General features: G+C 62.5%; 19 protein-coding genes and 2 pseudogenes. 7 read left to right on the top strand and 14 right to left on the bottom strand.

What is annotated here, in order from left to right; translation table 11 throughout:
* Positions 1-339: integrase core domain-containing protein (locus BMI87_RS20700; protein WP_146681711.1), on the top strand; the 339-nt coding region annotated here is incomplete at its 5' end.
* Between the two features lie 13 nt (positions 340-352).
* A pseudogene (locus BMI87_RS20695) lies at positions 353-637 on the top strand (IS3 family transposase); the annotation flags it as partial.
* Between the two features lie 80 nt (positions 638-717).
* On the opposite strand, the gene BMI87_RS20690 reads toward BMI87_RS20695, so the two are convergent.
* From BMI87_RS20690 to recA, 9 genes are all read right to left on the bottom strand, one after another.
* Positions 718-1,239, bottom strand: coding sequence for a chemotaxis protein CheD (locus tag BMI87_RS20690; RefSeq protein ID WP_078523385.1), 522 nt, complete (start codon positions 1,237-1,239; stop codon positions 718-720).
* Entirely contained in the window at positions 1,236-2,300 is a 1,065-nt protein-coding gene (locus tag BMI87_RS20685) for a chemotaxis response regulator protein-glutamate methylesterase (RefSeq protein WP_078523384.1), read from the bottom strand. Before BMI87_RS20685 ends, BMI87_RS20690 begins: the two co-directional genes overlap by 4 nt.
* A 20-nt stretch (positions 2,301-2,320) precedes the next feature.
* Positions 2,321-5,374 carry a methyl-accepting chemotaxis protein gene (locus BMI87_RS20680; RefSeq protein WP_168175259.1) on the bottom strand — a complete coding sequence of 1,018 codons (3,054 nt, stop codon included), beginning with the start codon at positions 5,372-5,374 and terminating at the stop codon, positions 2,321-2,323.
* Positions 5,375-5,498: 124 nt separating this feature from the next.
* Positions 5,499-6,263 carry a squalene/phytoene synthase family protein gene (locus BMI87_RS20675; protein ID WP_078523382.1) on the bottom strand — a complete coding sequence of 255 codons (765 nt, stop codon included), beginning with the start codon at positions 6,261-6,263 and terminating at the stop codon, positions 5,499-5,501.
* The gene (gene cimA / locus BMI87_RS20670) at positions 6,260-7,882 is read right to left on the bottom strand and encodes a citramalate synthase (RefSeq protein WP_078523381.1); all 1,623 of its coding nucleotides are present in this window, start codon (positions 7,880-7,882) and stop codon (positions 6,260-6,262) included. Before cimA ends, BMI87_RS20675 begins: the two co-directional genes overlap by 4 nt.
* Positions 7,883-8,012: 130 nt before the next feature.
* Entirely contained in the window at positions 8,013-9,518 is a 1,506-nt protein-coding gene (gene cysS, locus BMI87_RS20665) for a cysteine--tRNA ligase (RefSeq protein ID WP_078523380.1), read from the bottom strand.
* A gap of 258 nt (positions 9,519-9,776) precedes the next feature.
* Positions 9,777-10,082 carry a DUF1330 domain-containing protein gene (locus BMI87_RS20660; RefSeq protein ID WP_078523379.1) on the bottom strand — a complete coding sequence of 102 codons (306 nt, stop codon included), beginning with the start codon at positions 10,080-10,082 and terminating at the stop codon, positions 9,777-9,779.
* Positions 10,082-12,736, bottom strand: coding sequence for an alanine--tRNA ligase (gene alaS / locus BMI87_RS20655; protein ID WP_078523389.1), 2,655 nt, complete (start codon positions 12,734-12,736; stop codon positions 10,082-10,084). The genes BMI87_RS20660 and alaS overlap by 1 nt, the downstream gene beginning before the upstream one ends.
* 125 nt (positions 12,737-12,861) lie before the next feature.
* Entirely contained in the window at positions 12,862-13,929 is a 1,068-nt protein-coding gene (gene recA / locus BMI87_RS20650; protein ID WP_078523378.1) for a recombinase RecA, read from the bottom strand.
* Positions 13,930-14,144: 215 nt separating this feature from the next.
* Here recA and BMI87_RS20645 point away from each other — a divergent pair, with 215 nt between their 5' ends.
* Positions 14,145-14,747 carry a hypothetical protein gene (locus tag BMI87_RS20645; protein WP_078523377.1) on the top strand — a complete coding sequence of 201 codons (603 nt, stop codon included), beginning with the start codon at positions 14,145-14,147 and terminating at the stop codon, positions 14,745-14,747.
* Here BMI87_RS20645 and BMI87_RS20640 read toward each other — a convergent pair.
* Together BMI87_RS20640 and BMI87_RS20635 are read right to left on the bottom strand one after the other, a co-directional pair.
* Positions 14,739-17,105: an ATP-binding protein gene (locus tag BMI87_RS20640; protein ID WP_078523388.1), complete on the bottom strand. Its 2,367-nt coding sequence runs from the start codon at positions 17,103-17,105 to the stop codon at positions 14,739-14,741. The two genes, BMI87_RS20645 and BMI87_RS20640, sit on opposite strands and share 9 nt — an antisense overlap.
* Before the next feature lie 153 nt (positions 17,106-17,258).
* Positions 17,259-18,419: an RsmB/NOP family class I SAM-dependent RNA methyltransferase gene (locus BMI87_RS20635; protein WP_078523376.1), complete on the bottom strand. Its 1,161-nt coding sequence runs from the start codon at positions 18,417-18,419 to the stop codon at positions 17,259-17,261.
* Positions 18,420-18,647: 228 nt separating this feature from the next.
* On the opposite strand from BMI87_RS20635, the gene BMI87_RS20630 reads away from it, so the two are divergent.
* The 4 genes from BMI87_RS20630 (at position 18,648) to BMI87_RS20615 (ending at position 22,082) form a co-directional block, all read left to right on the top strand.
* The gene (locus tag BMI87_RS20630; RefSeq protein WP_168175258.1) at positions 18,648-19,040 is read left to right on the top strand and encodes a TadE/TadG family type IV pilus assembly protein; all 393 of its coding nucleotides are present in this window, start codon (positions 18,648-18,650) and stop codon (positions 19,038-19,040) included.
* A 1-nt stretch (position 19,041) separates the two neighbouring features.
* Entirely contained in the window at positions 19,042-20,388 is a 1,347-nt protein-coding gene (locus BMI87_RS20625; RefSeq protein WP_168175257.1) for a pilus assembly protein TadG-related protein, read from the top strand.
* Between the two features lie 113 nt (positions 20,389-20,501).
* A complete protein-coding gene (locus BMI87_RS20620) occupies positions 20,502-21,197 on the top strand; it encodes a sulfotransferase (protein WP_078523373.1) in 696 nt (231 codons plus the stop codon).
* A gap of 72 nt (positions 21,198-21,269) precedes the next feature.
* Entirely contained in the window at positions 21,270-22,082 is an 813-nt protein-coding gene (locus tag BMI87_RS20615; protein ID WP_078523372.1) for a glycosyl transferase, read from the top strand.
* Here BMI87_RS20615 and BMI87_RS20610 read toward each other — a convergent pair.
* The 3 genes and pseudogenes from BMI87_RS20610 to BMI87_RS20600 all read right to left on the bottom strand — a co-directional run.
* The gene (locus BMI87_RS20610; protein WP_078523371.1) at positions 22,079-22,984 is read right to left on the bottom strand and encodes a glycosyltransferase family 92 protein; all 906 of its coding nucleotides are present in this window, start codon (positions 22,982-22,984) and stop codon (positions 22,079-22,081) included. The genes BMI87_RS20615 and BMI87_RS20610 overlap by 4 nt on opposite strands.
* A gap of 39 nt (positions 22,985-23,023) precedes the next feature.
* Positions 23,024-25,240 carry a polysaccharide biosynthesis tyrosine autokinase gene (locus tag BMI87_RS20605; RefSeq protein WP_246832758.1) on the bottom strand — a complete coding sequence of 739 codons (2,217 nt, stop codon included), beginning with the start codon at positions 25,238-25,240 and terminating at the stop codon, positions 23,024-23,026.
* Positions 25,241-25,301: 61 nt separating this feature from the next.
* Positions 25,302-25,506 (bottom strand): annotated as a pseudogene (locus tag BMI87_RS20600) (low molecular weight phosphotyrosine protein phosphatase); the annotation flags it as partial.

Below are 25,506 nucleotides of genomic sequence, written 5' to 3'. Positions count from 1 at the left end.
GGAATGCTCCTTCTGCAAAGTAGGACCAGTATACGGTCCCTTCTCAGGAGCGGGGCCGTCTTCCCCATCAACGGCCGGATGCGCGATGAGCTGCTCAACGAGACCATGTTCCGTAACTTGGCTCATGCGCGCGTCGTGATCGCCGCTTGGGCTGCCGACTTCAACACCGTGCGTCCGCATTCGGCCTTGGATTACGAGACCCCGGCTGACCACGCGCGGGTACTGACCACCACAATCGCCGGCCCCGCTACGCGAGATGATAACTCCGCGCGTCGGGCGATTGCTCAACCTACGTCGATCGGCGTAAATACCAACCGGACTCCGGTCGCTGCTGGATGAAAGACCCGTGGCAGGTCAGCTGATCCACTCGGACCAGGGCAGCCAATTCACCAGCATGGACTGGGCGGCGTTCCTGCGAGCCCACAACCTGGAGCACTCGATAAGCCGCCGTGGGAACTGCCATGATAACGCAGAAGCTGAGAGCTTCTTTAACCTGCTGAAGCGTGAGCGGATCAGACGACGGGCCTACCGAACAAGCGAAGAAGCCAGGCAGGATGTGTTTGACTACATCGAGATGTTCTATAATCCAAAGCGAACGCACGCCCGGAACGGAATGCTGTCGCCCGTCGACTTTTAGCGGCAGCGGAAACTGAAGCACGAAGGCGTCTAAGAAACGCGGGGCCATTCATTTGACATTTATTGCTGCCATCCAACACGTCAGAACAGTTCGATTTCGCGAACCGGCGCGGGCGTGACATCGCGCTCAAAGACTTCTGCATTACCAAGCATTTTCTGGCGCGCGCGGCCAGTATCGGGCCAGAACTCTACCCTACGCGCTTGAGAACCGCCCAAACTCTGGCTGACACATGTGATACGCTCCTTAGCTAGGAACGCGATTGAGAACTCGCTATTCTTAAAGCCGATGTCCGAGAGGCCGTTGACCATGCGCGCACCACCAAATAGCTTCGCACGTAGCTCACTGCGCTGCGCCCCGTGTTTAATAAGTTCATTGATCAAAAGCTCCATCGCATTCACGCCGAAGCTTGCCGCTTTAAAGGTTGAACCAGTCGTATTCGGCAATAGAAAGTGGTTCATACCACCGACCTGCGCATTTTCATCGTAGAGACAACAGGCGACACAAGAGCCGAGGATCGTTGTAATAGATTGCGCGCCCGTGCCGGCGACGAGAAACTCGCCTTGCGAAATATGGATCGGTCTGTCTGTGGAAACTGCATTCATGTTTCACCTACTTTCCTGACCTTTGCCGGGCTCTGAGCACATCTCCTGAGAATTTCTGGGGCGATTTTTTCAAGGGCCACCGAATAGGACGCCGCGCCAATTTCGAGCGCCGCCCTCGGCATTCCAAAAACAGTCGACGTCTCCTTGTCTTGGGCAAAACAATGTGCTCCTGCTCGGCGCAAGAGCATCATCCCCTCTGCGCCATCTCGGCCCATACCGGTGAGTAAAACGACGACGGCATTCGTAGCCATATCCAGTGCGGATTCGAACAGAATATCCACCGACGGTCGATGTCCGTTTCGCTTCTCGCTTTCAAGCAATGACAGGTAAGGTGTTCTGTCATTTTGAACCGTGAGATGCGTCGGGCCACCAGGCGCAAAATAGACTTGCCCTTGTGCGAGAGGGAGGCCCGTTTGGCCAAGCCGCACACTTGGCGCGATGATACGATCAAGCCGTTCGGCGAAGCTCGCGAGGAAGCTCTCTGGCATGTGCTGCGCTATGAGCGTGGGCGGGCAATTTTCAGGAAATCCCTTCAAGATCGTCTCGAGGGCGTCAACGCCTCCGGTCGAGGACCCGATCAGCACGATTTGACCGGCCCAGTGAAAGTTTCGTGCGGGCCTCACCGCAGCTCGCTCGACCCCACTCTGAGGCAGGCGCGCGTTTGCTGCCGCAAGAAGAATATCTGGAAGCGTCTCAAAGCTCTTTTCGAGGTGACCAGACCGCGGCTTTCCCACGCAATCGATCGCACCGAGGGCGAGCGCTTCGATTGCGGCGCGCGATCCGCTATGGGTTTCCGTCGACACCATGACCACAGGCATCGGTCTCAAACGCATGAGGCGTTCAAGGAAATCGAGGCCGTTCATCCGCGGCATCTCGACATCGAGCGTGATCACATCCGGCGAAAGCGCTTTAATTTTTTCACGCGCCTCAAACGCGTCCGCCGCTTCGCCGACGACGACTAGGCGCACGTCGTTTGCCAGACGCGCTCGAATAAGTTGACGCATTGTAGCCGAGTCATCGACGATGAGAACTTTCTTGGCGAGCGGCAATTCGTTTGGCATCGCGTGTCCTTCGTGCGAATTCAAAACTCTTCCCAGACTTCAGCTGAAAATGTGGTACCGCGCGGAGCGGTTTCGCCCACCGCTTGCGGAAGTTCACGGCCTCCTTCGCTTGCCTGAACCCCATGTTGATTTTGCGCCAACAGAGTGCTCTCGCCTTCGTTTGACGTCGTCCGCATACTGACTTTGAACTGGGCAGTGATGTCGCGCAGGGATGTCGCATTTGTCATCAGAGCGTGACTGGCCGCGGTCGTTTCTTCGAACATTGCTGCGTTTTGTTGCGTCACCTGGTCCAGCTGATTCACCGCGATATTTATCTCTTTCAGCCCCTCTGCCTGCTCATGGGCACCGCCCGCTATTTCAGAGACACGCGCCGAAATATCGACGACAGCGTCAAGAATTTCCGTGAGCGCACGGCCGGTTTCGCCGACGAGGCCCACGCCTCGGGTCACCTGTTCGCTCGACGCGGTGATCAGGGTGTCGATTTCGCGTGCGGCTTCGGAAGACCGTTGCGCGAGGGCGCGTACTTCTGAAGCGACAACGGCGAAACCGCGGCCCGCTTCACCGGCGCGCGCGGCTTCGACACCAGCGTTGAGCGCAAGTAGGTTGGTCTGGAAGGCAATCTCGTCGATCACGCCGATGATCTTGGAAATCTGCTGTGAGCTGGTTTCGATTTCGCTCATCGCCTGTATGGCCTGCTTGACCACTTCACCAGAGGTTTCCGCGCTGTTGCGGGCTTCTGATACCACCCTATCCGCTTCGGCCACGCCTTGTGCCGAAGTCGTGACAGAGGATGAGAGCTGATCGAGCGCGGCTGCGGTCTCTTCGAGCGTCGCGGCCTGCTGTTCCGTTCTGCGGCTGAGGTCATCAGAGGCAGAGGCGATCTCACTGGCCTCAGTATCGATCGCCGCAGCGTTATCGATGACCGAAACGATCGCTGCCGCAAGGTTTTGCGCCGCAGCGTTGAAATCGTTGCGCAACGCCTCGTATTCCTCGGAAAACTCTGTGTCGAGCGTCAGGCTCAGGTCGCCGCGCGACAGGGCTGCAAGGCCGAGTTGAAGCGTCTCGACAACGGACTTCTGAGCCTCGATCATTTTGAGATTTCGGTGTTGGGCGGAGGCAAGCGCAGCTTCCGCGACGGTCACGTCACTGGCCATGAGCACAATCTTCATCAAGCGCCCTGCTTTATCCGAGATCGGATTGAGCGAACCGTCGAGCAGATAGGTGTTGCCCTGTGGGTCCTTTATCGAAAAGCGGGCTGTGACGGGCTCACCGGCGGCAATCGCGGGCCAAAGATCACTTCCATCAACCGTGCTTAGCCAGTCCTTCAGTGGGGCCCCCACGAGGTCTGGTGCCTGAGCGCCGAGGAGCGATTGCAGATTTGCGTTCATCCGAACGACCATCCCGGCAGGATTGGCCTCGCAAACGAGCTGACCTCGCTCGATGGCCGCGATGAGGGCATCCTTCATCCGTCGTTCGGTCACGTCGCGCCACTCGACCACGAACCCCGCCTGATTGCCCTGCCCATCGACGAATTCGGTGACGTCGACGCCAAAACGACCCTCGCCAACTTTGATATCGACATGAAGCGGCAATTGGGCTGGATCACCGAGCAGCGCACGGGCGTGTCCCCGATTGGCGTGGAAGTCATCCATCGAGCGGCCCACAAGATTTTCAGGATCGAGGTCGGGACTGACGACGCGGAACTCGTCGAGCCGCGACTCGACCAGATCGACGAGCGCACGGTTGACATGGGTGATACGGAAGTCGCGATCGACGATCATTAGGGCGGCGGAGGCGTTGGCATAGGCTGCGCCCTGACGCGTGGCCTCTCGTTTGATCCCTTCAGACTGATCAAGCTCGTCGCGCAGGTTGCTCAGGGCGGAGGCGATTGCGCCGACTTCGTCGCCACGGCGACTCTGTGCGATCTCGCTCGCATAATCGCCTCCGCTGATCTTGCGAATGGATTTTTCAAGGCCCTTGAGAGGGTTTGAGACTGATCGTGCCATCCAGGCAGAAAGGGCCGCCAATAGAAGGATGAGCCAGGACGCGTTGAATAGCATCGCACGGGCAAGTGACGTGGCAGGAGCGAACAGCTCTGCACGGTCTTGCTCGACCACCGCCCAATAGGGCTGATCGAATAAAGTGACCTTCTGGGTTCTCTCGATCGCTGGATGCCCATGCAAAGAGATCACCTCTTCCTGCGCCTGTTCTACAGCACTCACGGTAGCCGCGGGCAAAACCTCCCCCGGTTTTGGAGCGTTGGCCGGAAAGCGCAGATCGCTCATCAGCCTCCCTTTCCCGTCAATCAGGAAACCTTCACCGGTCTCGCCGATGCCGCGCGGGTTGGCTATGATCCCCCCGAGTTCGGCCATCGGCTTTCGCAAGACAACAGCACCGAGTTTGAGACCATTTCCGCTTCGCACGGGGCGTGCGGCGAAGAACCGACCCTTGGCAAACTCGAAATGCGGGGGCGAAACGGCGACGGTATCGGCCGCCACCATGCCCGTCGGCGCGCTCAACCAATCCAGCGCAGCGGTCGCGGCCTCGATCAGCCCCGCCGGTTCATCCGCAAGCGCGTGACCAATCGCGCTATGATCGCGCGCGGCAAATACAATGCGACCGTCGCGATCGATCAGATAGAGATCTTTCAGGCCATTCTCCGCCAAAATCTGATCAATGGCGGGGCCATAGCGATCCAGTAGCAGGCGGTAGTCCCGGAGCGGGCCGCTCACCTCGCCCTCGGACGCCCCGGCCTCTGCGGCCCCGGTCCGCAGGCTTTCGATGGCGGTAGGATCGAGCCGGTTGAGGCTCTTGGTGAAATCGTAAAGCGCCCGCGCCGTGTCGGGATTCGCGGCGATCGTGCGGGTATTGGAGGCCAGTGTCTGCGCCCAGTCTTCCGCAAGAGCGACGCGCGCGGCCAGCGTTCGCGAGAGCCGCTGTGTCCCTTCGCTTTCCAGCAGTCCGTAGGCGGTACGATAGGCTGAAATTCCCATAATCGTCAGAGCGACCATGGCAATCGCCACCAGCATCAGCGGCAATTTCAGTCCAAGTTTCAGATTGTCGAGAAAGCGCATCAACGTCCTCCGGCGAACAGCGACAACGACCCGACCTATCGGGGCAATCGCGTTCACCATCGGGCGAAGAGTTGAAGATTCCTCTAATTTCCGGAAATTTCCCGCACGCTGGCCCCCAAGTGGCTCAGACGCCAAGCAGCGCGGCGCGCAGAAGTCCCGATCTGCGGCGGAATTCCGACAGCGCCAGCGCACCCGGCGCAAGCGGGTCTTCTACATCGCGCGCGCGCGCGAGGAGCGCCGGTGCCTGCCATCCCGGTAAGAGTGCCGCCTTTGCCGGTCCCAGACGCAGCTTGCGGGCGGGCTCGAGCCGCGCTTGGCCCTCCGCCGCGAGCTGATGCAGCGTTGCGACCTCCGGCGCGGCAAGAGGCGGGCGCCCCCGCGCGGCGAGAACGGACCATGCCTGCAGGAGCGCCGCGAGCCCGGCGCCTGCACCGAAACTGCGCACGGTGATTTCCGCTTCCTCGGGCGCGCCGAGCGCCTCGGCCGCGGCCCAGTAGAGCGCGCCGGACGTCTGATCGAGATAGGCCCAAAGGCTTGAAATATCGTCGAAAGGATCGGGCCAGCAATCGGCACGACGGGCTTCGGCCGCGGCAATCAAATGGCGCGCGGGCTGCGCCACCGAGACAAGCGCCGGGCCGATCTCGTGCGGCGGTTCGCAGCCCTCAGACAGAGCCTCCAGAGCATCGACCCACCATTGCAGGCGCATCTCGGCGACCATCGGCTCCGACGACGCCCAGGGCGCACGCGCGATCTCGAGATTGGCGGCGTAGAGCGGCCAGAGGCGGTCACGCAAATCCGCGGGCGCGGCCATGGTGGCGGCGAACCGGTCGGGATCGCCCTGACGCACGGCCTCGGCCGCCGCTTGAAGGGACGCGGCCAGATCGCTCATGCCGGTTTCGCCCCGTCGCGCATCAGCTTCCAGATCATCGCGTCGAGCAGCGCCTCGAAACTCGCATCCACTATGTTCGGCGACACACCCACGGTCGACCAGCGCTGGCCCGCATCGTCTTCGCTGTCGATGATAACGCGGGTGACGGCCTCGGTGCCGCCTTGGGTGATACGGACGCGGAAATCGACCAGCTTCATGTCGTCGATCAGGCTTTGATAGGGGCCGAGATCCTTCGACAGCGCTTTCGACAGCGCGTTCACCGGGCCCCGGTCATGGCCCTGTTCGTCCATGCTTTCCGAGACAGAAAGCATCTTCTTCCCACCGACTTTCACCACCACGACCGCCTCGGAAATCGAGACCATCTTGTCGTAGCGGTTCTTGCGCCGCTCCACCGTGACCTTGTAGCGCTTCACCTCGAAGAACTTCGGCAATTGCCCCAGCTCGGCCCGCGCGAGCAGTTCGAAACTCGCCTGCGCGCCGTCATAGGCATAGCCCTGATCCTCGCGCTCCTTGATCAGATCGAGGATGCGGGCGAGGCGCGGATCGTCCTTCGCGACCTCGATCCCCATGCCCTTCAGCCGCGCGCGCAGGTTCGACTGGCCCGCCTGATTGGACATCGGGATGAGGCGCGTGTTTCCCACCACGGCGGGGTCGATATGCTCGTAAGTGTCCGGATTCTTGAGGATTGCCGAGGCGTGTAGCCCCGCCTTATGGGTGAAGGCCGAGGCGCCGACATAGGGCGCGGAGCGCAACGGCACCCGGTTCAGGATATCGTCGAGCTTGCGCGAGAGCTTGGTGATGTCGCGCAGGTTTTCGTGCGCGATCCCGGTGTCGAGCGTCGAGGCGTAGGGCTCTTTCAGCAGAAGCGTCGGGATCAGCGTGATCAGGTTCGCGTTGCCGCAGCGCTCGCCCAGCCCATTCAGCGTGCCTTGGATCTGGCGCGCACCGGCCTCGATGGCCGCGAGGCTGCCCGCCACCGCGTTGCCGGTATCGTCATGGCAATGGATGCCGAGACGGTCGCCGGGAATGCCCGCCGCGATCACCGCTCCGACGATCTTGCCGATCTCGCCCGGCAGCGTGCCGCCATTGGTGTCGCACAGCACGATCCAGCGCGCGCCCGCCTCATAGGCCGCGCGGCAACACTCCAGCGCATAGTCGGGGTTCGCCTTGTAGCCGTCGAAGAAATGCTCGGCATCGAACAGCGCCTCGCGACCTTGCGCCACCATATGCGCGACCGAGGCACGGATATTCTCGAGGTTTTCCTCCAGCGTGATCCCGAGCGCGGTGGTGACGTGGTAGTCATGCGTCTTGCCGACGAGGCAGACGGCGGGCGTATTCGCGTTCATGACGCCCGCGAGCACGTCGTCATTCGCGGCCGAGCGCCCTGCCCGCTTGGTCATCCCGAAGGCGGTGAAGGTCGCGCGCGTCTCGGGCCGCGCTTCGAAGAAATCGCTGTCGGTCGGATTCGCACCGGGCCAGCCGCCTTCGATATAGTCGATGCCGATCGCGTCGAGCGCCTTGGCGATCTCGATCTTCTCCGGCACCGAGAATTGGACGCCCGCCGATTGCTGCCCGTCACGCAGGGTCGTGTCGTAGAGATAGAGGCGTTGTTTGGTCATTGGTTGCCTCCGTCGAGGTTACGTTCCGCCTGGCGGCACGCCGGGCCGCGCCCGACCCGCCCCCCAGGGCGGGCGCGATTGCGCCCTCCCTCGGGTCCGGCGCGCCCCTTGTTACTGTAACCGCGCACCATCACAGGCCCTCCAGCTTGGCGGGGTCGAAATCGGGTCCGGGCAGCAACTCCACCCCGGCCTTCGACATGCGCACCTCCACGCCTGCGGCGACGAGCGCCTGTTTCATTGCATCGACCGGCGCAAAGTCTTTGGTTTCCATTGCGGTTGCGCGCAGGGTGGCGAGCTTGTCGGTAAGGTCCTCTAATGAAGCCGAAAGTCCTGTTTTCTCTACGATAATCCCCAAAGTCTGATCGTGCGCCGAGGCAGCTTGTTGCGCGGCCGGCCAATCTTTCAGGTCAAAGCCAAGCATAAGCTGCGACGCGTAGATGTCGGCAACACGAGAACTCATTTCATCAGCTTTGAGGCGCTTACGAACGCCCGAATGGGTAATTTCCATAAGAGCCGAATGAGTATTGATGTCATCTGCGAGGGCATCCACGACCCACGGAAACGGCGTTCCAGGCTTTAAGTTCTTCAACCCTTCGGTGCCCGCTTGACCAAGTAGACGCGCCATTTTGTTCAAAGCGTCATGCGCGTCAAACGCCTTGCGGCGTGTCCAATCCATCGGCTTCGTATAATGCGTCTGCAGGAACACGAAGCGGATCACCTCGCCGGGAACGCCCTTCTCGCCGTCATGCCCGTCCAGCAGATCCCGCACGGTGAAGAAATTGCCCAAGCTCTTGGACATTTTCTTGCCTTCGACCTGCAGCATCTCGTTATGCAGCCAGTAGTTCGCGAAGGAGCCCTCGGGATGGGCGCAACAGCTTTGCGCGATCTCGTTCTCGTGGTGCGGGAATTGCAGGTCTATGCCGCCGCCATGGATGTCGAACGACGCACCGAGCAGCTCGTAAGACATGGCCGAGCACTCGATATGCCAGCCCGGACGACCCCGGCCCCACGGGCTCTCCCAGCCCGGCAGCCCCTCGTCGGAAGGCTTCCAGAGCACGAAATCCATCGGGTCTTCCTTGAAGGGCGCGACCTCGACACGAGCACCCGCCATCATGTCGTCGACCGTCCGACCGGACAGCGCGCCGTAATCCTTGTAGCTGCGCACCCGGAACAGAACATGCCCCTCGGCGGCATAGGCGTGACCATCTTCGATCAGCGTCTCGATCATCGCGATCATCGCGCCGATGTAGTCGGTCGCGCGCGGTTCCTGATCGGGACGCAAGGCGCCGAGCGCATCCATGTCGGCATGATACCAGCCGATGGTTTCCTCGGTCCGCGCGCGGATCAGCTCTTCCAGCGACCCTTCGGCCCCGGCTTCCTTGCGCGCGAGCGCCGTCGCGTTGATTTTGTCATCCACATCCGTAAAATTGCGCACATAGGTGACGTGCTCCGGTCCGTAGACATGGCGCAGCAACCGGTAGAGCACATCGAACACCACCACCGGGCGGGCGTTGCCGAGATGCGCGCGGTCGTAAACGGTCGGGCCGCAGAGATACATCCGGACGTTGTCGGCATCGATCGGACGAAAATCCTCGACTTTCCGGGTCAGGGAATTGCGCAAACGGATCTGGGTCATGTGTCCTCGCAAAGGGTCGGCGGCACCTGCCGGCGGGCTTACAAGGTCATGAGAAATTTGGAAAGAGAAGACCAGCCCGCGTGACGTATGTCAGCGGATAATGCAGCAGATGATGATGGTCTTCGTGGTCATGGCGGCAGCATAGGACGCAGCGCGCCTGAAGGTCCAGAGCAAAAACGAACGGGTACGACATCATAGAAAAAGGCGGCCGCAGTCGCCTTCTAAATGCTTTCCGATCAGTGCCTTAGAGGCCGATCTTCATTTGATTTCGACGTCGTCCATCGCCTCGACGATCATCAGGTCGCGCTCAGACGCGCCTTTGGCATGCGCGAGCGCCGCCTGATAGTCGTCGGAGTAGTAGCAGGTCTCGGCAGCTTCCAGCGACGGGAACCAAGCGACGACGTTGCGTGCGCGGTCATTGCCTTCGAGCTGCACATAGCGCGCGCCACGGGCGAGGAACCGTCCGCCATGTTTCGCGATCGCAGGGCCCGCGCCCTCGGCGTATTTGCCATAGGCCTCGTCGTCGAGCACCTTCACATGGGCGATCCAGAATGCGCCTGCCATTACAATCCCTCCAGAACAGTTTTCACGGCCGCGATGGCCTCATCGGCTTTCGACGGATCGGCCCCGCCGGCTTGCGCCATATCGGGACGACCGCCGCCGCCTTTGCCGCCAAGTGCCTGCGCTGCGGCTTTCACCAGATCGACCGCGCTGACGCGCTCGGTCAGGTCCTTGGTCACGCCAGCCGCTACGGCCGCCTTGCCGCCCGCATCGGCCACCACGAGGATCACGCCGGAGCCGACATTCTCTTTCAGCTCGTCCACGATCCCCGGAAGGTCCTTGCCGGTCACACCGGAAACAACCTGAGGAACGAACTTCAAGCCGTTGATTTCGCTGATATCCGGACCACCGGAGGCACCGCCGCCCATCGCAAGCTCACGACGAAGCTGCGCGATCTCATTGGCCTGCGCCTTGCGCTCGTCGAGGATCGCCTGCAGACGTCCGAGCAGATCGGCCTCGGAGGTTTTCACCAGCCCTTCGATCTCGCCCAGCAGCTTGTCGCGGCGGCGCAGCTCGGCCATCGCGATATCACCGGTCAGCGCCTCGATCCGACGCACGCCCGACGAGGACGCGCTTTCGCCGGTCAGGACGAAGGTGCCGATATCGCCGGTCCGCTTCACATGGGTGCCGCCGCAAAGTTCGAGCGAATAGACATTCCCGTTCGTGCCTTTGCCGGAATTGGCCAGCTCGCCCATCGAGACGACACGGACCTCATCGCCGTATTTCTCGCCGAACAGCGCCTGCGCGCCCAGATCGCGCGCGTCATCCGGCGTCATGATCCGGGTGTCGACCTGCGTGTTTTGGCGAATGAATTCATTCACTTCGCGCTCGATCTTCGCGACTTCCTCGGCCGAGAGCGCTTTGTTGTGCGAGAAGTCGAAGCGCAGACGGTCCTCGGCATTGAGCGAGCCGCGTTGCGCCACGTGATCGCCCAGCGTGCGACGCAGCGCCTCGTGCAGCAGGTGCGTGGCCGAGTGGTTCGCGCGGATCGCGCTGCGGCGTGCGTGATCGACTTCCAGCTTCGCGCCCTGCCCCTTGGCGAGCTCGCCCTCGGTGACGCGCGCGAAATGGATGAAGACGCCCGCGACTTTCTTGGTGTCGGTAACCTCGGCTTTACCCGTCTCGGTCACAATCCAACCGCGATCGCCGACCTGACCGCCGCTTTCGGCGTAGAACGGGGTCTGGTTGACCACGATCTGCACCTCGCCGGACGCTTTGTCGATCTCGGCCCCGTCGGTCACGAGCGCGGTGATCTGACCTTCGGCGGTCTCGGTGTCGTAGCCCAGGAATTCGGTCGCGCCAAGTTTCTCGGACAGGTCGAACCAGATCGCGGCATTGGCCGCCTCGCCGGTCCCGGACCAGCTGGCGCGCGCCTTGGCCTTTTGCTCTTCCATCGCGGCGTCGAACCCTTCGGTGTCGACCTCGCGCTCACGTTCGCGCAGCGCATCTTGCGTCAGATCGAGCGGGAAGCCGAACGTGTCATAGAGTTTGAACGCAGTCTCGCCCGGTAGCCTCTCCCCTTCGGGAAGGTCCACAAGCGCCTCGTCGAGCAGCTTGAGCCCGCGATCGAGCGTGGTCTTGAAGCGGGTTTCCTCGCCCAGAAGCGTCTCTTCGATCAGCGCCTGCGCCCGGCCGAGCTCGGGGTAAGCCGCACCCATCTCGCGGATCAACGACGGCACGAGACGGTGCATCACCGGATCCTTCGCGCCCAGCAGGTGCGCGTGACGCATCGCGCGGCGCATGATCCGGCGCAGGACGTAGCCGCGCCCATCCGCCGAGGGCATCACGCCATCCGCGATCAGGAACGAGGTCGAGCGCAGGTGATCCGCGATCACGCGGTGATGCACGTTGCCCGGCCCGTCCGGCGCGCCATCGGTCGCGTTGGCCGAGGCCTCGATCAGGTGGCGCATCAGGTCGGTGTCGTAATTGTCGTGCTTGCCCTGCAGCAGCGCGCCGATCCGCTCGAGCCCCATGCCCGTGTCGATCGACTGCATGTCGAGCGCGCGCATCGAGCCGTCCTCGAACTGCTCGTTCTGCATGAAGACGAGGTTCCAGATCTCGATGAACCGGTCGCCATCTTCCTCGGGCGAACCAGGCGGGCCGCCCCAGATATGATCGCCGTGATCGAAGAAAATCTCGGTGCAGGGACCGCAGGGACCGGTCGGGCCCATCTGCCAGAAGTTGTCCGAGGTCGGGATACGGATAATCTTCTCGTCGGGCAGGCCGGCGACCTTCTTCCAGATATTCGCCGCCTCGTCATCGGTGTGGTAGACCGTGACCAGCAGCTTGTCCTTCGGAATGTCGAAATCCTTGGTCAGCAATTCCCAGGCGAACGGGATCGCGTCTTCCTTGAAATAATCCCCGAAGGAGAAATTCCCCAGCATCTCGAAGAAGGTATGGTGGCGCGCGGTGTAGCCGACATTGTCGAGATCGTTGTGCTTGCCGCCGGCGCGCACGCATTTCTGCGCGGTCGTTGCGCGGTTGTACTCGCGCTTTTCCACCCCGGTGAAGCAGTTCTTGAACTGCACCATACCGGAATTGGTGAACATCAGCGTCGGGTCGTTGCGCGGAACGAGGGGCGAGCTGTCAACGACCCGGTGGTCGTTACGCTCGAAGTAATTAAGGAAAGTGGAGCGGATTTCGTTAAGGCTGGGCATATCGTCCTGTCTCGCCTGATCGGGCATGTTCGGTCCCGTTTAACGCCGCCCTTTCCCCCTGTCCAGCAATCGCAAAAAGGCCGGGAGACGACGCTCCCGGCCTTTGCATGAATTTGCGGTGACGATCAGTCTTCGGTCAGCGCGTCATCTTCGGACAATTTGTCGAATTCGAGCCCGTGGCTGGCGCGAATCTTGTCTTCGATCTCATAGGCGACATCGGGGTGTTCGCGCAGGAAAGTCTTCGCGTTTTCACGGCCTTGGCCGATGCGTTCATCCCCGTAGGAATACCAGGCGCCAGCCTTGTCGACGACCCCGGCCTTGACGCCCAAATCGACCAGTTCGCCCATCTTCGAGATGCCCTCGCCATACATGATGTCGAACTCGACCTGCTTGAACGGCGGGGCCACCTTGTTCTTCACCACTTTCACGCGGGTCTGGTTGCCCACCACCTCGTCGCGATCCTTGATCGACCCGATACGGCGGATGTCGAGACGCACGGAGGCGTAGAATTTCAGCGCGTTGCCGCCCGACGTCGTCTCCGGCGAGCCGAACATGACGCCGATCTTCATCCGGATCTGGTTAATGAAGATCACCATGCAATTCGAACGCCCGATCGAGGCGGTCAGCTTGCGCATCGCCTGGCTCATCAGACGGGCCTGCGCACCCACGGTGTGATCGCCCATATCGCCTTCGATTTCGGCCTTCGGCGTCAGCGCCGCGACCGAGTCGACCACGACGAGGCTGACCGCGCCGGAACGCACCAGCGTGTCGACGATTTCCAGCGCCTGCTCGCCTGCGTCGGGCTGCGAGATCAGCAACTCATCGAGATCGACGCCAAGTTTGCGTGCATATTGCGGATCGAGCGCGTGTTCAGCGTCGACGAAGGCACAGACGCCGCCCTTCTTCTGCTCTTCCGCGATCGCGTGCAGCGTCAGCGTCGTCTTGCCCGAGCTTTCCGGCCCATAGATCTCGACGATCCGGCCTTTCGGCAGCCCGCCGATGCCAAGCGCGATATCGAGACCCAGCGAACCGGTAGAGGTCGCTTCGATTTCCCGCGCGGGCGTGTCGCCGCCGAGCTTCATGATCGAGCCTTTGCCGAATTGCCGCTCGATCTGCGCCAGCGCCGAGTCGAGCGCCTTTTGCTTGTCTGCCTTGGGAGATTTATCCATATCGAAAAGCTTCGCTACTGCCATTTGTCCGCTTCCTTATTTCACAGCGACGGCTGGTCGGCAATGCGACGCCCTCGCGCGGATGTTCACCTCATGTTCTGACCGCACTATGCGCACAGAACGTGAACATTACAACAAAATTTTCCACAACTCACTGAACCGCCAATTCGGTTAAGAAACGGTTTACCCGCGTGGGCCGAAAGATTATCACCGGCGCAGTTAGGAGCTGACCCGCCAAGATGCTGATTTTCTGGACACAAAAACTCGTCTTCCTCGCCACGCCCAAGGCAGGTTCCTCTGCGGTCGAGACTGCGCTGGAGTCTTTGGCCGACGTCGCGCTGACCCGTCCGGCTGTTCTCAAACATGCCTCGGCCCGCGATTTCCGAGATCATCTTGCGCCGTTGCTGTCGTCGAAGACCGAGGCCAGCTTCACCACGGTCGCGCTGATGCGCGAGCCGCTCGACTGGTTGCGGTCGCTCTATCGTTTTCGACTGCGCGATTTGATCGAGGAAAGCGACATTTCTGCCGGCTATTCCTTCGAACAGTTCGCGCGCGACTACATCGAGGACCCGCGCGCAGGGTTCAGCGATGTGCCCAGTCAGGCCGCATTCCTCTGTGATGATGAAGGCACGCCGCTGGTGGACCGGATTTTTCCGTATGAGCGGATCGAGGATTTCGTGCATTTTCTCGAAGATCAGCTCGGCTTCGCCATCACCCTGCCCCGCGTGAACGTCCCCCCCGCGGTCGAGACCGGGCTCGCGCCCGAGACCGAGGCCGCGCTGCGGGTCGCGATGCAGGACGATATTGCGCTGTACGATCGGGTCACCCGCGCCTTAGCGTGAGAGCAAGTCCTGAACCGTCGCGGTCAACTCGCTCAGCGAGAAAGGTTTCGGCAGGAAGACCGAATCCGGAACGGGGGACGTTCCGTTCTGGAACACTTCCTCTGCATAGCCTGACATGAAGACCGTGCGCGTGCCCGGTCGCGCCTCGAGCGCGCGGCTGACCCAGCTTGGCCCGTCGAGGCCGGGCATGATCACGTCGGTGACGAAGATATCGACCTGCAGATCAGCATCTTCGAGCAGCTCCAGCGCCTCTTCCGCGCTCTCCGCCTCCAGCACGGTGTAGCCGCACAGTTTGAGCGCGCGCGCGGCGAAGGCGCGCACCGGGGGCTCGTCCTCGACCAGAAGCACGGTCGCCTCGCCGGCAATCACGGGGGTCGCCTTTGTCGCGCACGGCGCGACTTCCGCTTTGGGCATGACGGAAGGCGTCGTGGGGCCACGCGGGGCAGTTCGCGCCTCCGCCGTTGCGTCTTCGGCACTCGACACGTCCGCCTCTTCGGTAGCGGCATAGGCGGGCAAAAGGATCGTGAAACTCGTTCCTGTCCCGATGACGGAATCGCAAAAGATATAGCCGCCGGTTTGCTTCACGATTCCATAGGCCGTCGAAAGCCCCAGCCCCGTGCCCTCGCCGGTGCGTTTGGTGGTGAAGAAGGGCTCGAAAATCTTGCTTAATTTATCGGCCGCGATACCGGTACCGGTATCGGTGACCTTGATCGCGACATAGTCGCCTTTGGGTACCGCCACACGGTCGCGGGTGCGGTTTTCGGCAAGGTGCACCGCGTCGGTCTCGATCCGGATCTCGCCCCCGCCGGGCATCGCGTCGCGTGCGTTCACCACGAGGTTCATGATGACTTGTTCGAGCTGCCGTTTGTCCGCGCGCACCCGTCCGGGATCGCTTTCATGCTTGACGCTCAGGACGACCTTCTCGCCAACCAACCGATTGAGCAGATGGGTCAGATCGGAAAGCGTGTCGTGCAGATCGAGGATCTCCGGCTTCAGCGTCTGCTTGCGCGAAAAGGCGAGCAACTGACCGACCAGCGCCGCGGCGCGATTGGCGTTCTGGCTGATCTGGTCGAGATCTGCATAATCGCCATCGCCCTTGTCGTGTCGCAGCATCAGCAGGTCGCAATGACCCGAAATCGCGGTGAGTAGGTTATTGAAATCATGCGCGACGCCGCCTGCCAGCTGACCGATCGCTTGCATCTTCTGACTTTGCACGAATTGGGCCTCGAGCGTCTTGAGCTGCGTCGCGTCGGACAGGACAGCGAGCAACCCCGCACGCCCGTTTTCCACGATCCGCGAGAGTGTGACCTGAAGAAAGACCTCCTTGTCGCCGCGCCGGGCGCGCAGCACTTCGGGGCGGCCATCGGCGCGGCCTGCGAGCGCGTCGTTCACCCAGTCCGAGACCGGACGCCCGAGCCCTTCGAGGAGGTCGGCAAGGCGGGTCTGTGGCTCGATCCCGCCAAGGAGGCCACGCGCGGCACGATTGGCCGCGCGCACCCGACCATGGGCCGACAGGCGCAGCATAGCGACGGGCAGCGCCTCGAAATTCGCGCCTTCCTCGGCGGAGCGCGGTCCGCCGATCGGGAGCAGATAAACCTCGGATCGACCGCCCAGGCCTTCAAGCTGGGCCACGACCGCGGTGACGGGGCCATCCTCGCCCTTGATCTCGTGCTCTCCGCCCGAGCGCAGCGGCAGATCGGTGAAGATGCGATCGAGAGAGCGCACCCGCTCCCCCACGAGCCGCCGCAACGCCTCGTTCATGAACAGGATCGTGCCGCCGTTGGAAACGGTGAGCATCGGCAAGCTGATCGTTTCCGCGCCGCGCCCGCCAATCGCCCGTTCGGCCATATCTTCGAGCCGCCAAAGAAAATCGCCCGCGCCGATACGGTGAACGGAGAGCCGCAGATGGCCGCGCCGGGTGACCAGATCCTCGCGCGCAGCCCCTGTCGCCTCCGCCTTGCTTTGCAGGCGTCGCAGCACCGCGCCGGGATCGGCGAAAAGCTCCGCCAAGGTTCGCGCCAGCCCCTGCCCGCCGCGCGAGCCGAAACGGTCCACGGCAGCCCGGTTCTGATAGCCAATCTCTCCCTCGGGATCCGTTGTGAAGCTGGGGGCTGCGTCATGGGCGATGAAATTCGCGAGCGTTTCCTGCTGCCGCGCGCGCCGCCTGCGGTCCTGCGCCAAGGCCAGACGCAGCCAGACCGCCGTGATCACGAGCGTCCCCGCGACAGAGAACATTGCCCAGGTCACCACCTCATCGGGCATCACGAAGGCAATCGCCGCCGCAATTCCCGCTGCAAGCAGCAAATAGACCGCACCCGGCGCCAGCGCCGCCATCGTCTTCGAGAGTGGCTGCAGCATCAATTCGTTCCGCCCCACGCTCGCCTCCCTGCCTGACAGATCGGCCCCATAGCGCGGTAAAATAATTAAAACCCAATTAACGCGACTAGACTTTCAACTGACGATTGAGTCAATCACGGAGCCGTGAACCGGGCGACAAAAGTGGCAGAAAAATCAGAGCTGGAGCTGGGCGACGAAAAACCCGTCGCCACCGGAGAGCGGCGCGAATTGGCGCTGCGACACGAGCTCGCAGCCGTGACGCGTCACGAAATCGGCGATCTGTGCGCCATTCTCGACCGAGAGAAGCGAGCACGTCATGTAGACCAGACGTCCGCCGGGGGCGACGAGATCGCGGGCAACGTCGAGAATTTCGCTCTGCAGGGTCACGAGTTCGGCCAGCCGCGCAGCACTCAGACGCCATTTCGCATCCGGCGTCCGGCGCCAGGTCCCCGAGCCCGAACAGGGCGCATCGACCACGACGAGGTCATAGCCCGTCCCCGGATCGCCCGGCGCGCGCATGGCCACTTTCGTCCCGGCCCGTTTCGCACGGACGGGCAGATCGCGCATCCGCCCCGCATCGATGTCATGCGCGGCGATCTGCGCCTCGGGACAGGCTGCGGCCAGCGCCAGCGCCTTGCCCCCTCCGCCCGCGCAATAATCGAGCACGCGTTGACCCGCCGCGATCGGGACGGACGCGATGGCGGCTTGCGACGCCGCATCCTGCAACTCCACCAGACCGTCCGTATAGGCCTCAGCCTGCTGAATGCGCCGCGCGCCCTCGCCAAGCTCCAGCGCGGTCTCTGCGAGCGGATGCGGGAACGCCTCGATCCCGTCCTTCGCGAGCACCGCGATCGCCTCGGCACGGTCCGCTTTCGCAAGATTGACGCGCAAGAAGACCGGCGCGCGGGCGCGCATCGCCTCGGAAATGTCGTCGAAGTCGGACCCGAGATCGGCGGCAAGCTGGTCGCGCAGCCAATCGGGCCAGTCCAATTGCGCAATGTCGTCGGGCAAAGGCTTGGACAGGGCCGCGCGCTCCTCGTCGGAGAGAGGATCAGGCGCAAAGCCCTCGCCTGTGAAGACCGTTGCGGGATCGGTGCCCTGCAAACGGAGCAGCCCGGCGACCAAGGCGCGTCCCTGCGCCCCGCCCCCGGCAAGCGCGGCACTCGCCTTGCAGCGCAACACATCGAAGACGTGATCGCGGATCGCCGCGCGGTCCTTGGAGCCCGCGAACCGGTGGCCGCGCGCCCAGTTGGTCAGCGCACGCTCCGCCACCTCGCCCGTCTGGATGCGGTCGAGAATATCGATGGCGGCGGCATAGCGCGCGGCGGGCGTCATGGGCGAGCTCCGAATTAAGCTGTGGTCTGCGGGCGTTGTAGGCGGCAGCGGGGACCGGCGCAACGTCGCGCTGCAAAGACCGCAGCCATAAGCATCGCGCGCCCAAATGTGTCGATTCCAATTGATTTCTGCCTCAATTTCGCAATTTCGCCACATTTACGCCGCGGTAGTTTCGCTTTTTGCAACAGGAGATAGTTAATCAACCGGCCTTCAACCATGAGGCGTACAGTGTTGAAGCGATTTACGAATTTCTTCTCCGCCGAAGACGGCGCCACAACGATCGAAGCATTGCTCTGGCTGCCGTTGTTTATCGGGATGCTCGCCGCGACCGTCGACGTTTCCCTCATCTTCAACGCACAGTCTCGGATCCTCGGTATCGTGCAGGATGTCGATCGCGCCTACTCGGTTGGGCGGTTCGAGAATGACGAGGACACGATGGCGCGCCTGCGCGCCCTGCTGTCCTATGACGAAAATACGTACACGGTCGACACGCAAGTCACCGACGGGATCATCGAGACCCGCGTCACGATCCCGATGTCCGAACTCGTCGCCACAGGTCTTTTCACCAGAGTTCTCAACATGGACCTCACGGTCCACGACTACCGCTACATGGAGTCCTGACATGAACCGCGTAACGATTACCGATTTTACCGCTGAAGAAGATGGCGTGATCACCCAGCTTTCGCTGTTCTGGACGATCCTGTTCCTCGCTGTCGGCAGTCTCGCGCTCGACGTCTCGAACGGCTATCGCAATCGGGTGGTGATGCAGGACGCGGCCGATGCGGCGGCGCTCGGCGCGATGTACCTCTCATCCGACCCGCTGATCACCAAAGACGAGGCGAAGACCCGTGCAGCCCAGCTGGCCCACTCCAACCTCGCCTCCGATGACGGGACTTCGGTGATCACCAAAGACGACGTGACCTTCGGCTATTACGACGCGACCAATCACCGCTTCGTCACGGATTACGCCGAAGACCTCGATCTGAGCCCGGCAGTCCGCGTGATGGCCCATCGCACGACCGAGCGCGCGAACGCCGCACCCACCTTCTTCGGCAAGGTGATCGGTCAGGACGGTTGGCAGATCAACACCGGCGCAGTGGCCGAAGCCTACCAGCCCGCCTGCCTCACCGAAGGTCTGGCCGCGAAAGGCGTGATCGACCTGCAATCGGGCAACAGCTTCGCTTCGGGCTTCTGCCTCTATGCGGCGCAATATGTTTCGCTCAATCAGAACAACCTCTTCGAGAGCGGCGCGATCGTGTCGATGCCCGACACCAGCAAGCTCGACATCCCCGCCTCGGGCTTCAAGCAGAATGACGGGCTGCAAGAGGCGCTGCGCACCTCGTTCTACAAGCTGCGCGTCATCGACCGCATTCCCAAGATCATCGAGTCGATGCGGGACGGCACCGGCTATCTGCCCTCCTATATCACCAACAAGAGCCCGACCGTGCTGACCGGCACCAAGCTCGACACCACCGATTTCGAACCCGGCAATCTTTATGTGCTCAACTGTAATTCGGGCGTGACGATCTCGGTCCCGAATAAAGTCGACGACACGGTAACGACCGATCCCGCCGTGATCTCGGAAGTCGCTGTGATCGCGGATTGCCCGGTGAAATTCGGCAATGGCGTTGCACTCGAAAACGCAATCTTCGCGAACACCTCGACCGACGATCGTAGCTTCTCGGCTCCGCAAGGGCTGCGCATTGGGCGCGATGACAATTGCGCCCCTGACGGCGGCGCGAAGCTGATCACCATGGGCGGTGTCTCCTCGGCAGCGAAAATCTCGTTCTTCGGCGGCCAGATTCTCGCGGTGAAGGATGTGAGCTTCTCGGCACAGGCCGAGGGGATCGAAGGTGTCGCGATCGTCTCCGGCGGCAAGATCGACGGCACCTCCAACTCGCGCTTCGGTCATTGCGATACCGGAATGGAAGGCAATATCGAGATGAGCTACTTCCGGCTGCGGATGTAACCGGCTTGCGGCGGGTCGCCAGACGCGCAAAGCGCGATTGAAACGATCCGCCCAAGATGGGATAGGAGAGGTTACGTTTTCGCCGCTCCTGTCTCACTCGCTCCGAGGTCGCCATGCCTGATAGCGCCGCATCCGCGCAACCGCACTCCCTGCCGCGCGTCGTCGCAATCGGGTTCAACAAATGCGGCACGCGCTCGCTGGCCGAGCTGTTTCGCGCAGCAGGCCACCCCACCGTTCACCACAAGATCCGCGAAGGCCGCCCCGTGCCGCGCCGCATCGGCCGGGTGATGCGCGAGAACCTCGCCGCCGGGCGCAAGGTCTTTGCCAGCGCCGAGGATTTCACCTTCTACTGCGACCTGATCTACAGTGACGGCACCGTAACCTGGGAAGGCGCCACGGCCTTCCGCGAGATCCTGCGAGACTATCCCGACACGATCCTGCTGCTGAACTTCCGCGACCGCGAAGGCTGGATCGCCTCGCGCCTCAAGCATGGCCATGGCGAGTTTGCCAAGCGCGAACTGGCGGCGCGGGGGCTGACCGATCTCGAAGTACTGAAGGATCAATGGCGCGCGGAATGGGATGCGCATCTGGCCGATGTGCGCGCCTATATGGCCGACAAGCCGGATCAATACGTGGAATTCGATATCGACAATGACAGCGCCGACGACCTTGCAGCCCGCCTGCCCGCCTATGGGCTCGATGCGGCCCATCTGCAGGATATCGGGCGCACGCGCGGCAAGAAGATGCACCCGCTCAAGCGCTTGGCGAAAAAGCTCAACGCCCATCTGCGGCCGCGCTTCTTCCGCTGACCCCTCCGATCCGCGATTGCACGGCCCCGCCCGCTGGGGCTATTGAGGGCGCGTAACTCAAAAAGGTGTCGCATGAAGAAACAGATCATCTGTATCCGCTGGGGTGAAAAATACGGCGTCGATTACGTCAACCGCCTCTACGGAATGGTCGCGCGCCATGTGACGCCGCCCTTCGACTTCTACTGCTTCACCGACACGTTCGAGGGGCTCGATCCCGGTATCACCGCGATGCCGCTGCCCGAGCTCGATTGCGACATGCCCAATGTGCGTCAGGGCATCTGGGGCAAGTCCCGGCTGTGGCGCTCCGATCTGGGCGGGCTGTCGGGGCCGGTGCTGTTTCTCGACCTCGACGTGGTCGTGACCGGCAATCTCGATGCGATGTTCGAGTACGGCGACCCCGATGACGTGATCCTGACCCGCAACCCGAACACCCCGTTCGAGCGGCTGGGCCAGACCTCGCTCTACCGTTTCCCGATCGGCAAGCTGGCACCGCTGCGCGAGGAATTCCTCGCCGATCCGCAGGGCACGGCGGAGAAATACGTCTTCGAGCAGCGCTTCGTGACGCGGCGCACGCCGGGCGGCGTGAAGTTCTGGCCGAAGGGCTGGGTCGCGACCTTCAAGTGGCATTGCATCCGGCAATTCCCGATCAACTTCTTCGCGCCGCCGAAACTGCCGAAGGATGCGAAGGTGGTGATCTTCCCCGGCGGGCTGAACCCGATCGACGCGATCGAGGGGCGCTGGAACAGCCGCTCTACCCACATGACACCGATGGAGCATGTGAAGGCGGGCCTGCGCGGCGAGCGGGACGGCTCGATGCTGCGCCACCTGCGGCATTTCCTCTGGCCCACGAAATGGGTCGAGGAGAACTGGCGCAAGGATCCTTAACCGGTGATCCCGAGGCGCGCGGCCAGATCGCGGGCGCGCGTATCCCCGACCGTATCCGCCTCGACGCTGTTGACCGTGCGCATCACCTTGCGCCGATAAGCCTCGCGCTTGGCCACAAGGTTCGGCCCGCGCGCGATCTTGGCTTCCAGATCAGCTTTCGAGCGCGTGTAATAGTGGTTCAGCTGCACGGCAGCGGTGGAGTAGAACTCCGGCTTGTCGCGCGCACTCATGTCGGATTTCACCCCCGCGTCGTTCCACGTCGCCTGCCCGTCCTCGGTCTCCATCGAATGGACGCGCAGCGCCGTCAGGCGGCACGGATCGACGAGCATCTTGAACGCCCGCAGCCCCGGCGCGTCGCCCATCGGGTCGCGCGCACGGGTGGTGAAATTGGCGAGCATCCCGCCCTCGGGCGTCGTGTCATGGCCGGAGAATCCGAACATATGCCACGGCAGCGAGACATTCGGGATATCGCCCAGAGGCGCAAGCGCGGCGTTCAGATCGTCGCCCGCGGTGGGGATCAGGAACTCGTCCACGTCGATGAAGGCCATCCAGCGCATGTCGCTCCCGAAATTCCCTGCTGCATGGGCATAGGCGAGCACCTGATTGTGGATCTCGCGCCCGAGACGGATGTCGCTCAGCCGTTGTGCCCAGGGAATGATCGTGAGCGCCTCGGGCGGTAGCGCGCCTTGTAACACCGCGCGGGTCTCATCCGTGCTGGCATCGTCATAGATTACGAAATGCCGCACGCCTGCCGCATGGTGGAACCGCGCCCATTCGCCGATGAACCGCGCCTCGTTGCGCACGATCGCGGCGATGGCGATGCCATGACGGTCCGGACGCGGCTCGGGCGTGGTGATCCCGAGCTTCGAGATTTTCGCCCGGCCCAGCAGTTTTCGCAGCATTCGCGCCTCCCGTCCGAGTCACGAACGGGACGCTCCCGCTCAATCGTCGGTTTTGTAGCTGTAGCGGTAGTTATAATGATATTGGTAATGGCCGCCATAGCGCTCACTCGCCTCGGCCTTGAAGCCGTTGAGGACCGCACCGGTAATCGACGTGCCCGCCGCTTCGAAGCTCGCCTGCACCGCGCGCACCGCGCCCTGCATCGTCTCGAGATGGCGCGCGACCGCGATGCTCGCGCCGACGGAGCGCCCGATCACCACTGGGTCGGTCACGGCCAGCGCGGGCGGAGCGTCGACGATGATCAGATCGAATTCACTGTCGAGTTGGCGCAGCATGGTCCCGAACTCGGCCCGCATCAGCAGCTCGGACGGGTTCGGCGGATAACGGCCCGAGGTGATGACTTTCAGCCCCTCGACCGGCCCGTCGCGCATCACCTCCGCCAGGGATTTCTCATGGCCGAGATAGTCGGAAAGGCCTTCCACCGTTTTCGGCAGATGCAGGAAGCGCGCGAGGTAGCCTTTGCGCATATCCGCATCGATCACGCAGACCCGCTGCCCCGCCTGCGCCGCAACCACGGCGAGGTTGATCGACATGAATGTCTTACCGACACCCGGCGCGGCGGAGGTGATCTGGATCGAGTTGGTCTGCGCATCCAGCAGCCCGAAATGCAGCGAGGTGCGCAAGGAGCGCAGCGCCTCGGTCGCGACCGCCTCGGGGTGCTCCAATGCGAAAATCGGCAGGTCCCCCTTGCGGTTGCGCAGATCGGCGGCTTCCTGTGCGAAAGGCACGGTTGCGAAGACCGGAAGGCCGAGCGCCTCGATCTCTTCGGCGCCCTTGATCCCCCGGCGCAGCGCGCGACGGATCAGCACGATGGCCGCCCCGATGATCAGTCCGAGGATGGCGGCGAGGGCCACGATCCGCGATTTGCGCGGCGCGACCGGAATCGTGCTCGCATAGGCTTTGTCGATCACGCGCACCGAACCCACCGTGGAAGCGCGCACAACCTTCAGTTCCTGCGAGCGGTTCAGCAGCTGCGTGTAGACCTGCTGCGCCACTTCGAGATTGCGCTGCAGGTTGAAGATGTCCTTCTGCGTCTCCGGCAGGCCTTGGGTCGCCTTCTTCGCCTGATCGAGCTGCGCCTGCAGCTCTTTGCGGTTCTGCAGCAGCGCCTGATAGGCCGGGTGATTGACCGTGTACTGGTTCTTCAGCTCCGCCTCTTTCAGATCGAGCGCGGACAGTTCCCCTTCGATCTTGGTGACGCGTTCCAGCAGGGCCTGCGTCTCGTATTTGACGTCGACCGATTTTTGCTTCTGACGATAGGCATTCAGCGCCTGCTCCGCGTCGGACACGTTCTGGCGGGCGTCGGGAAGCTGCTTTTCGATGAAATCGAGGCTGTTCTCGGCGGAGGCCGAATTGCGCTCGATATTCTGTTCCACGAAGGAGGTCGCGATCGCATTCAGGATCGCTTCGGCCCGCTGCCGATCGGTGTCCTGATACGAGGTCTGAAGGATGTTCGAGCCGCGCGGGCTTTCGGAGACCGAGAACTTGCCGCGCATCCCCTGAATTGTCGCGCTGAGCGAGCGGCGCCCGACATAGAACTCGCGTCCCACCGGCGCATCCATCTGGGACAAGGCGATCGCAAAATCACCGTCGCGCGCAGAGATGTCGTGACCGACCGTTCCGGTCACCTCGGTGCCGTCGGGCAGCGCGAGGCGATAGCTGTCCGCTCCGGTCACCGTCAGCGTCATCGGAACACCCTGCCATTGGGCGGGCACTTTCAGGCGCCCGAGCTGGACCGTCTCGTTTCTCCACTGGTATTGGTCGAACAGGCCCGGATCCGGCAAATGCAGATTCGCAGGCAGCAGGCCGATCACCGGCAGGCGGCGCGGGATCACGAAGTTCTGCAGATTGAGCTTGTTGGCCGCCTCCCCCAGAACGAGCCGCGAAGACATGATCGCGATCTGGGTTTCCGCCTCCGATTTGCCGCCACCGTCGCTGCCGAGAATGTCCTGCATCGAGGTCGGGAGTGCCGCCAACGCGTTTTGCGACTGCTCGAGCTGCAAGAGCCCGGTGGCCTGATAGATCACCGGTTTGCGCAGCGCGATGAAGGCACCGAGGATCACGGCGACGACGAAAGCCAGCGCGATCCATTTCCAGCCCGCCAGAAGCGCGCCGGCCAGCGCCATCAGGTCGATCTCGTCATCCTCGACTTCGGGCTGCGCGGCGTGTTTCTGCGTCATTTCGGAAATTTGCTTCATCTGTCCCGTTCAAACTCTCAAATGCTTATTCAAAACCGCGCCTATGCCGCCGTGACACGGATCAACGTTTCGGTGCGAGCCGCGAGACCCATGCCTCGCTCGCGGCGGAAATCTCGGTGAAGGCCTTGCGATGGGCGTCGATCGGTTCCCGGTAGGGGTCGGCGATCCCTTTGCCCCCCGTCCACTGATCGAACAGCATCACCCGCCCGCCCAGTTGCGGCGCCCGGCGCGAGATCTCGCGCTTGTGGCCCGCCTCCATCACGAGG

This window comes from Thioclava sp. F28-4 (genome assembly GCF_002020045.1).
GTDB lineage: Bacteria > Pseudomonadota > Alphaproteobacteria > Rhodobacterales > Rhodobacteraceae > Thioclava > Thioclava sediminum.
This window is presented reverse-complemented; position numbering and strand designations above follow the sequence as displayed.

Excerpts from the sequence above, each read along its gene's own strand:
- BMI87_RS20645 (WP_078523377.1), top strand. The coding sequence starts at position 14,145 with ATGCTGATTTTCTGGACACAAAAACTCGTCTTCCTCGCCACGCCCAAG.
- alaS (WP_078523389.1), bottom strand. The coding sequence starts at position 12,736 with ATGCCCAGCCTTAACGAAATCCGCTCCACTTTCCTTAATTACTTCGAG.
- BMI87_RS20610 (WP_078523371.1), bottom strand. The coding sequence starts at position 22,984 with ATGCTGCGAAAACTGCTGGGCCGGGCGAAAATCTCGAAGCTCGGGATC.
- BMI87_RS20685 (WP_078523384.1), bottom strand. The coding sequence starts at position 2,300 with ATGCCAAACGAATTGCCGCTCGCCAAGAAAGTTCTCATCGTCGATGAC.
- BMI87_RS20675 (WP_078523382.1), bottom strand. The coding sequence starts at position 6,263 with ATGAGCGATCTGGCCGCGTCCCTTCAAGCGGCGGCCGAGGCCGTGCGT.
- BMI87_RS20640 (WP_078523388.1), bottom strand. The coding sequence starts at position 17,105 with ATGCTGCAGCCACTCTCGAAGACGATGGCGGCGCTGGCGCCGGGTGCG.
- cysS (WP_078523380.1), bottom strand. The coding sequence starts at position 9,518 with ATGACCCAGATCCGTTTGCGCAATTCCCTGACCCGGAAAGTCGAGGAT.
- cimA (WP_078523381.1), bottom strand. The coding sequence starts at position 7,882 with ATGACCAAACAACGCCTCTATCTCTACGACACGACCCTGCGTGACGGG.
- BMI87_RS20690 (WP_078523385.1), bottom strand. The coding sequence starts at position 1,239 with ATGAATGCAGTTTCCACAGACAGACCGATCCATATTTCGCAAGGCGAG.
- BMI87_RS20680 (WP_168175259.1), bottom strand. The coding sequence starts at position 5,374 with ATGCGCTTTCTCGACAATCTGAAACTTGGACTGAAATTGCCGCTGATG.
- BMI87_RS20615 (WP_078523372.1), top strand. The coding sequence starts at position 21,270 with ATGAAGAAACAGATCATCTGTATCCGCTGGGGTGAAAAATACGGCGTC.
- BMI87_RS20625 (WP_168175257.1), top strand. The coding sequence starts at position 19,042 with ATGAACCGCGTAACGATTACCGATTTTACCGCTGAAGAAGATGGCGTG.
- BMI87_RS20660 (WP_078523379.1), bottom strand. The coding sequence starts at position 10,082 with ATGGCAGGCGCATTCTGGATCGCCCATGTGAAGGTGCTCGACGACGAG.
- BMI87_RS20635 (WP_078523376.1), bottom strand. The coding sequence starts at position 18,419 with ATGACGCCCGCCGCGCGCTATGCCGCCGCCATCGATATTCTCGACCGC.
- BMI87_RS20605 (WP_246832758.1), bottom strand. The coding sequence starts at position 25,240 with ATGAAGCAAATTTCCGAAATGACGCAGAAACACGCCGCGCAGCCCGAA.
- recA (WP_078523378.1), bottom strand. The coding sequence starts at position 13,929 with ATGGCAGTAGCGAAGCTTTTCGATATGGATAAATCTCCCAAGGCAGAC.
- BMI87_RS20620 (WP_078523373.1), top strand. The coding sequence starts at position 20,502 with ATGCCTGATAGCGCCGCATCCGCGCAACCGCACTCCCTGCCGCGCGTC.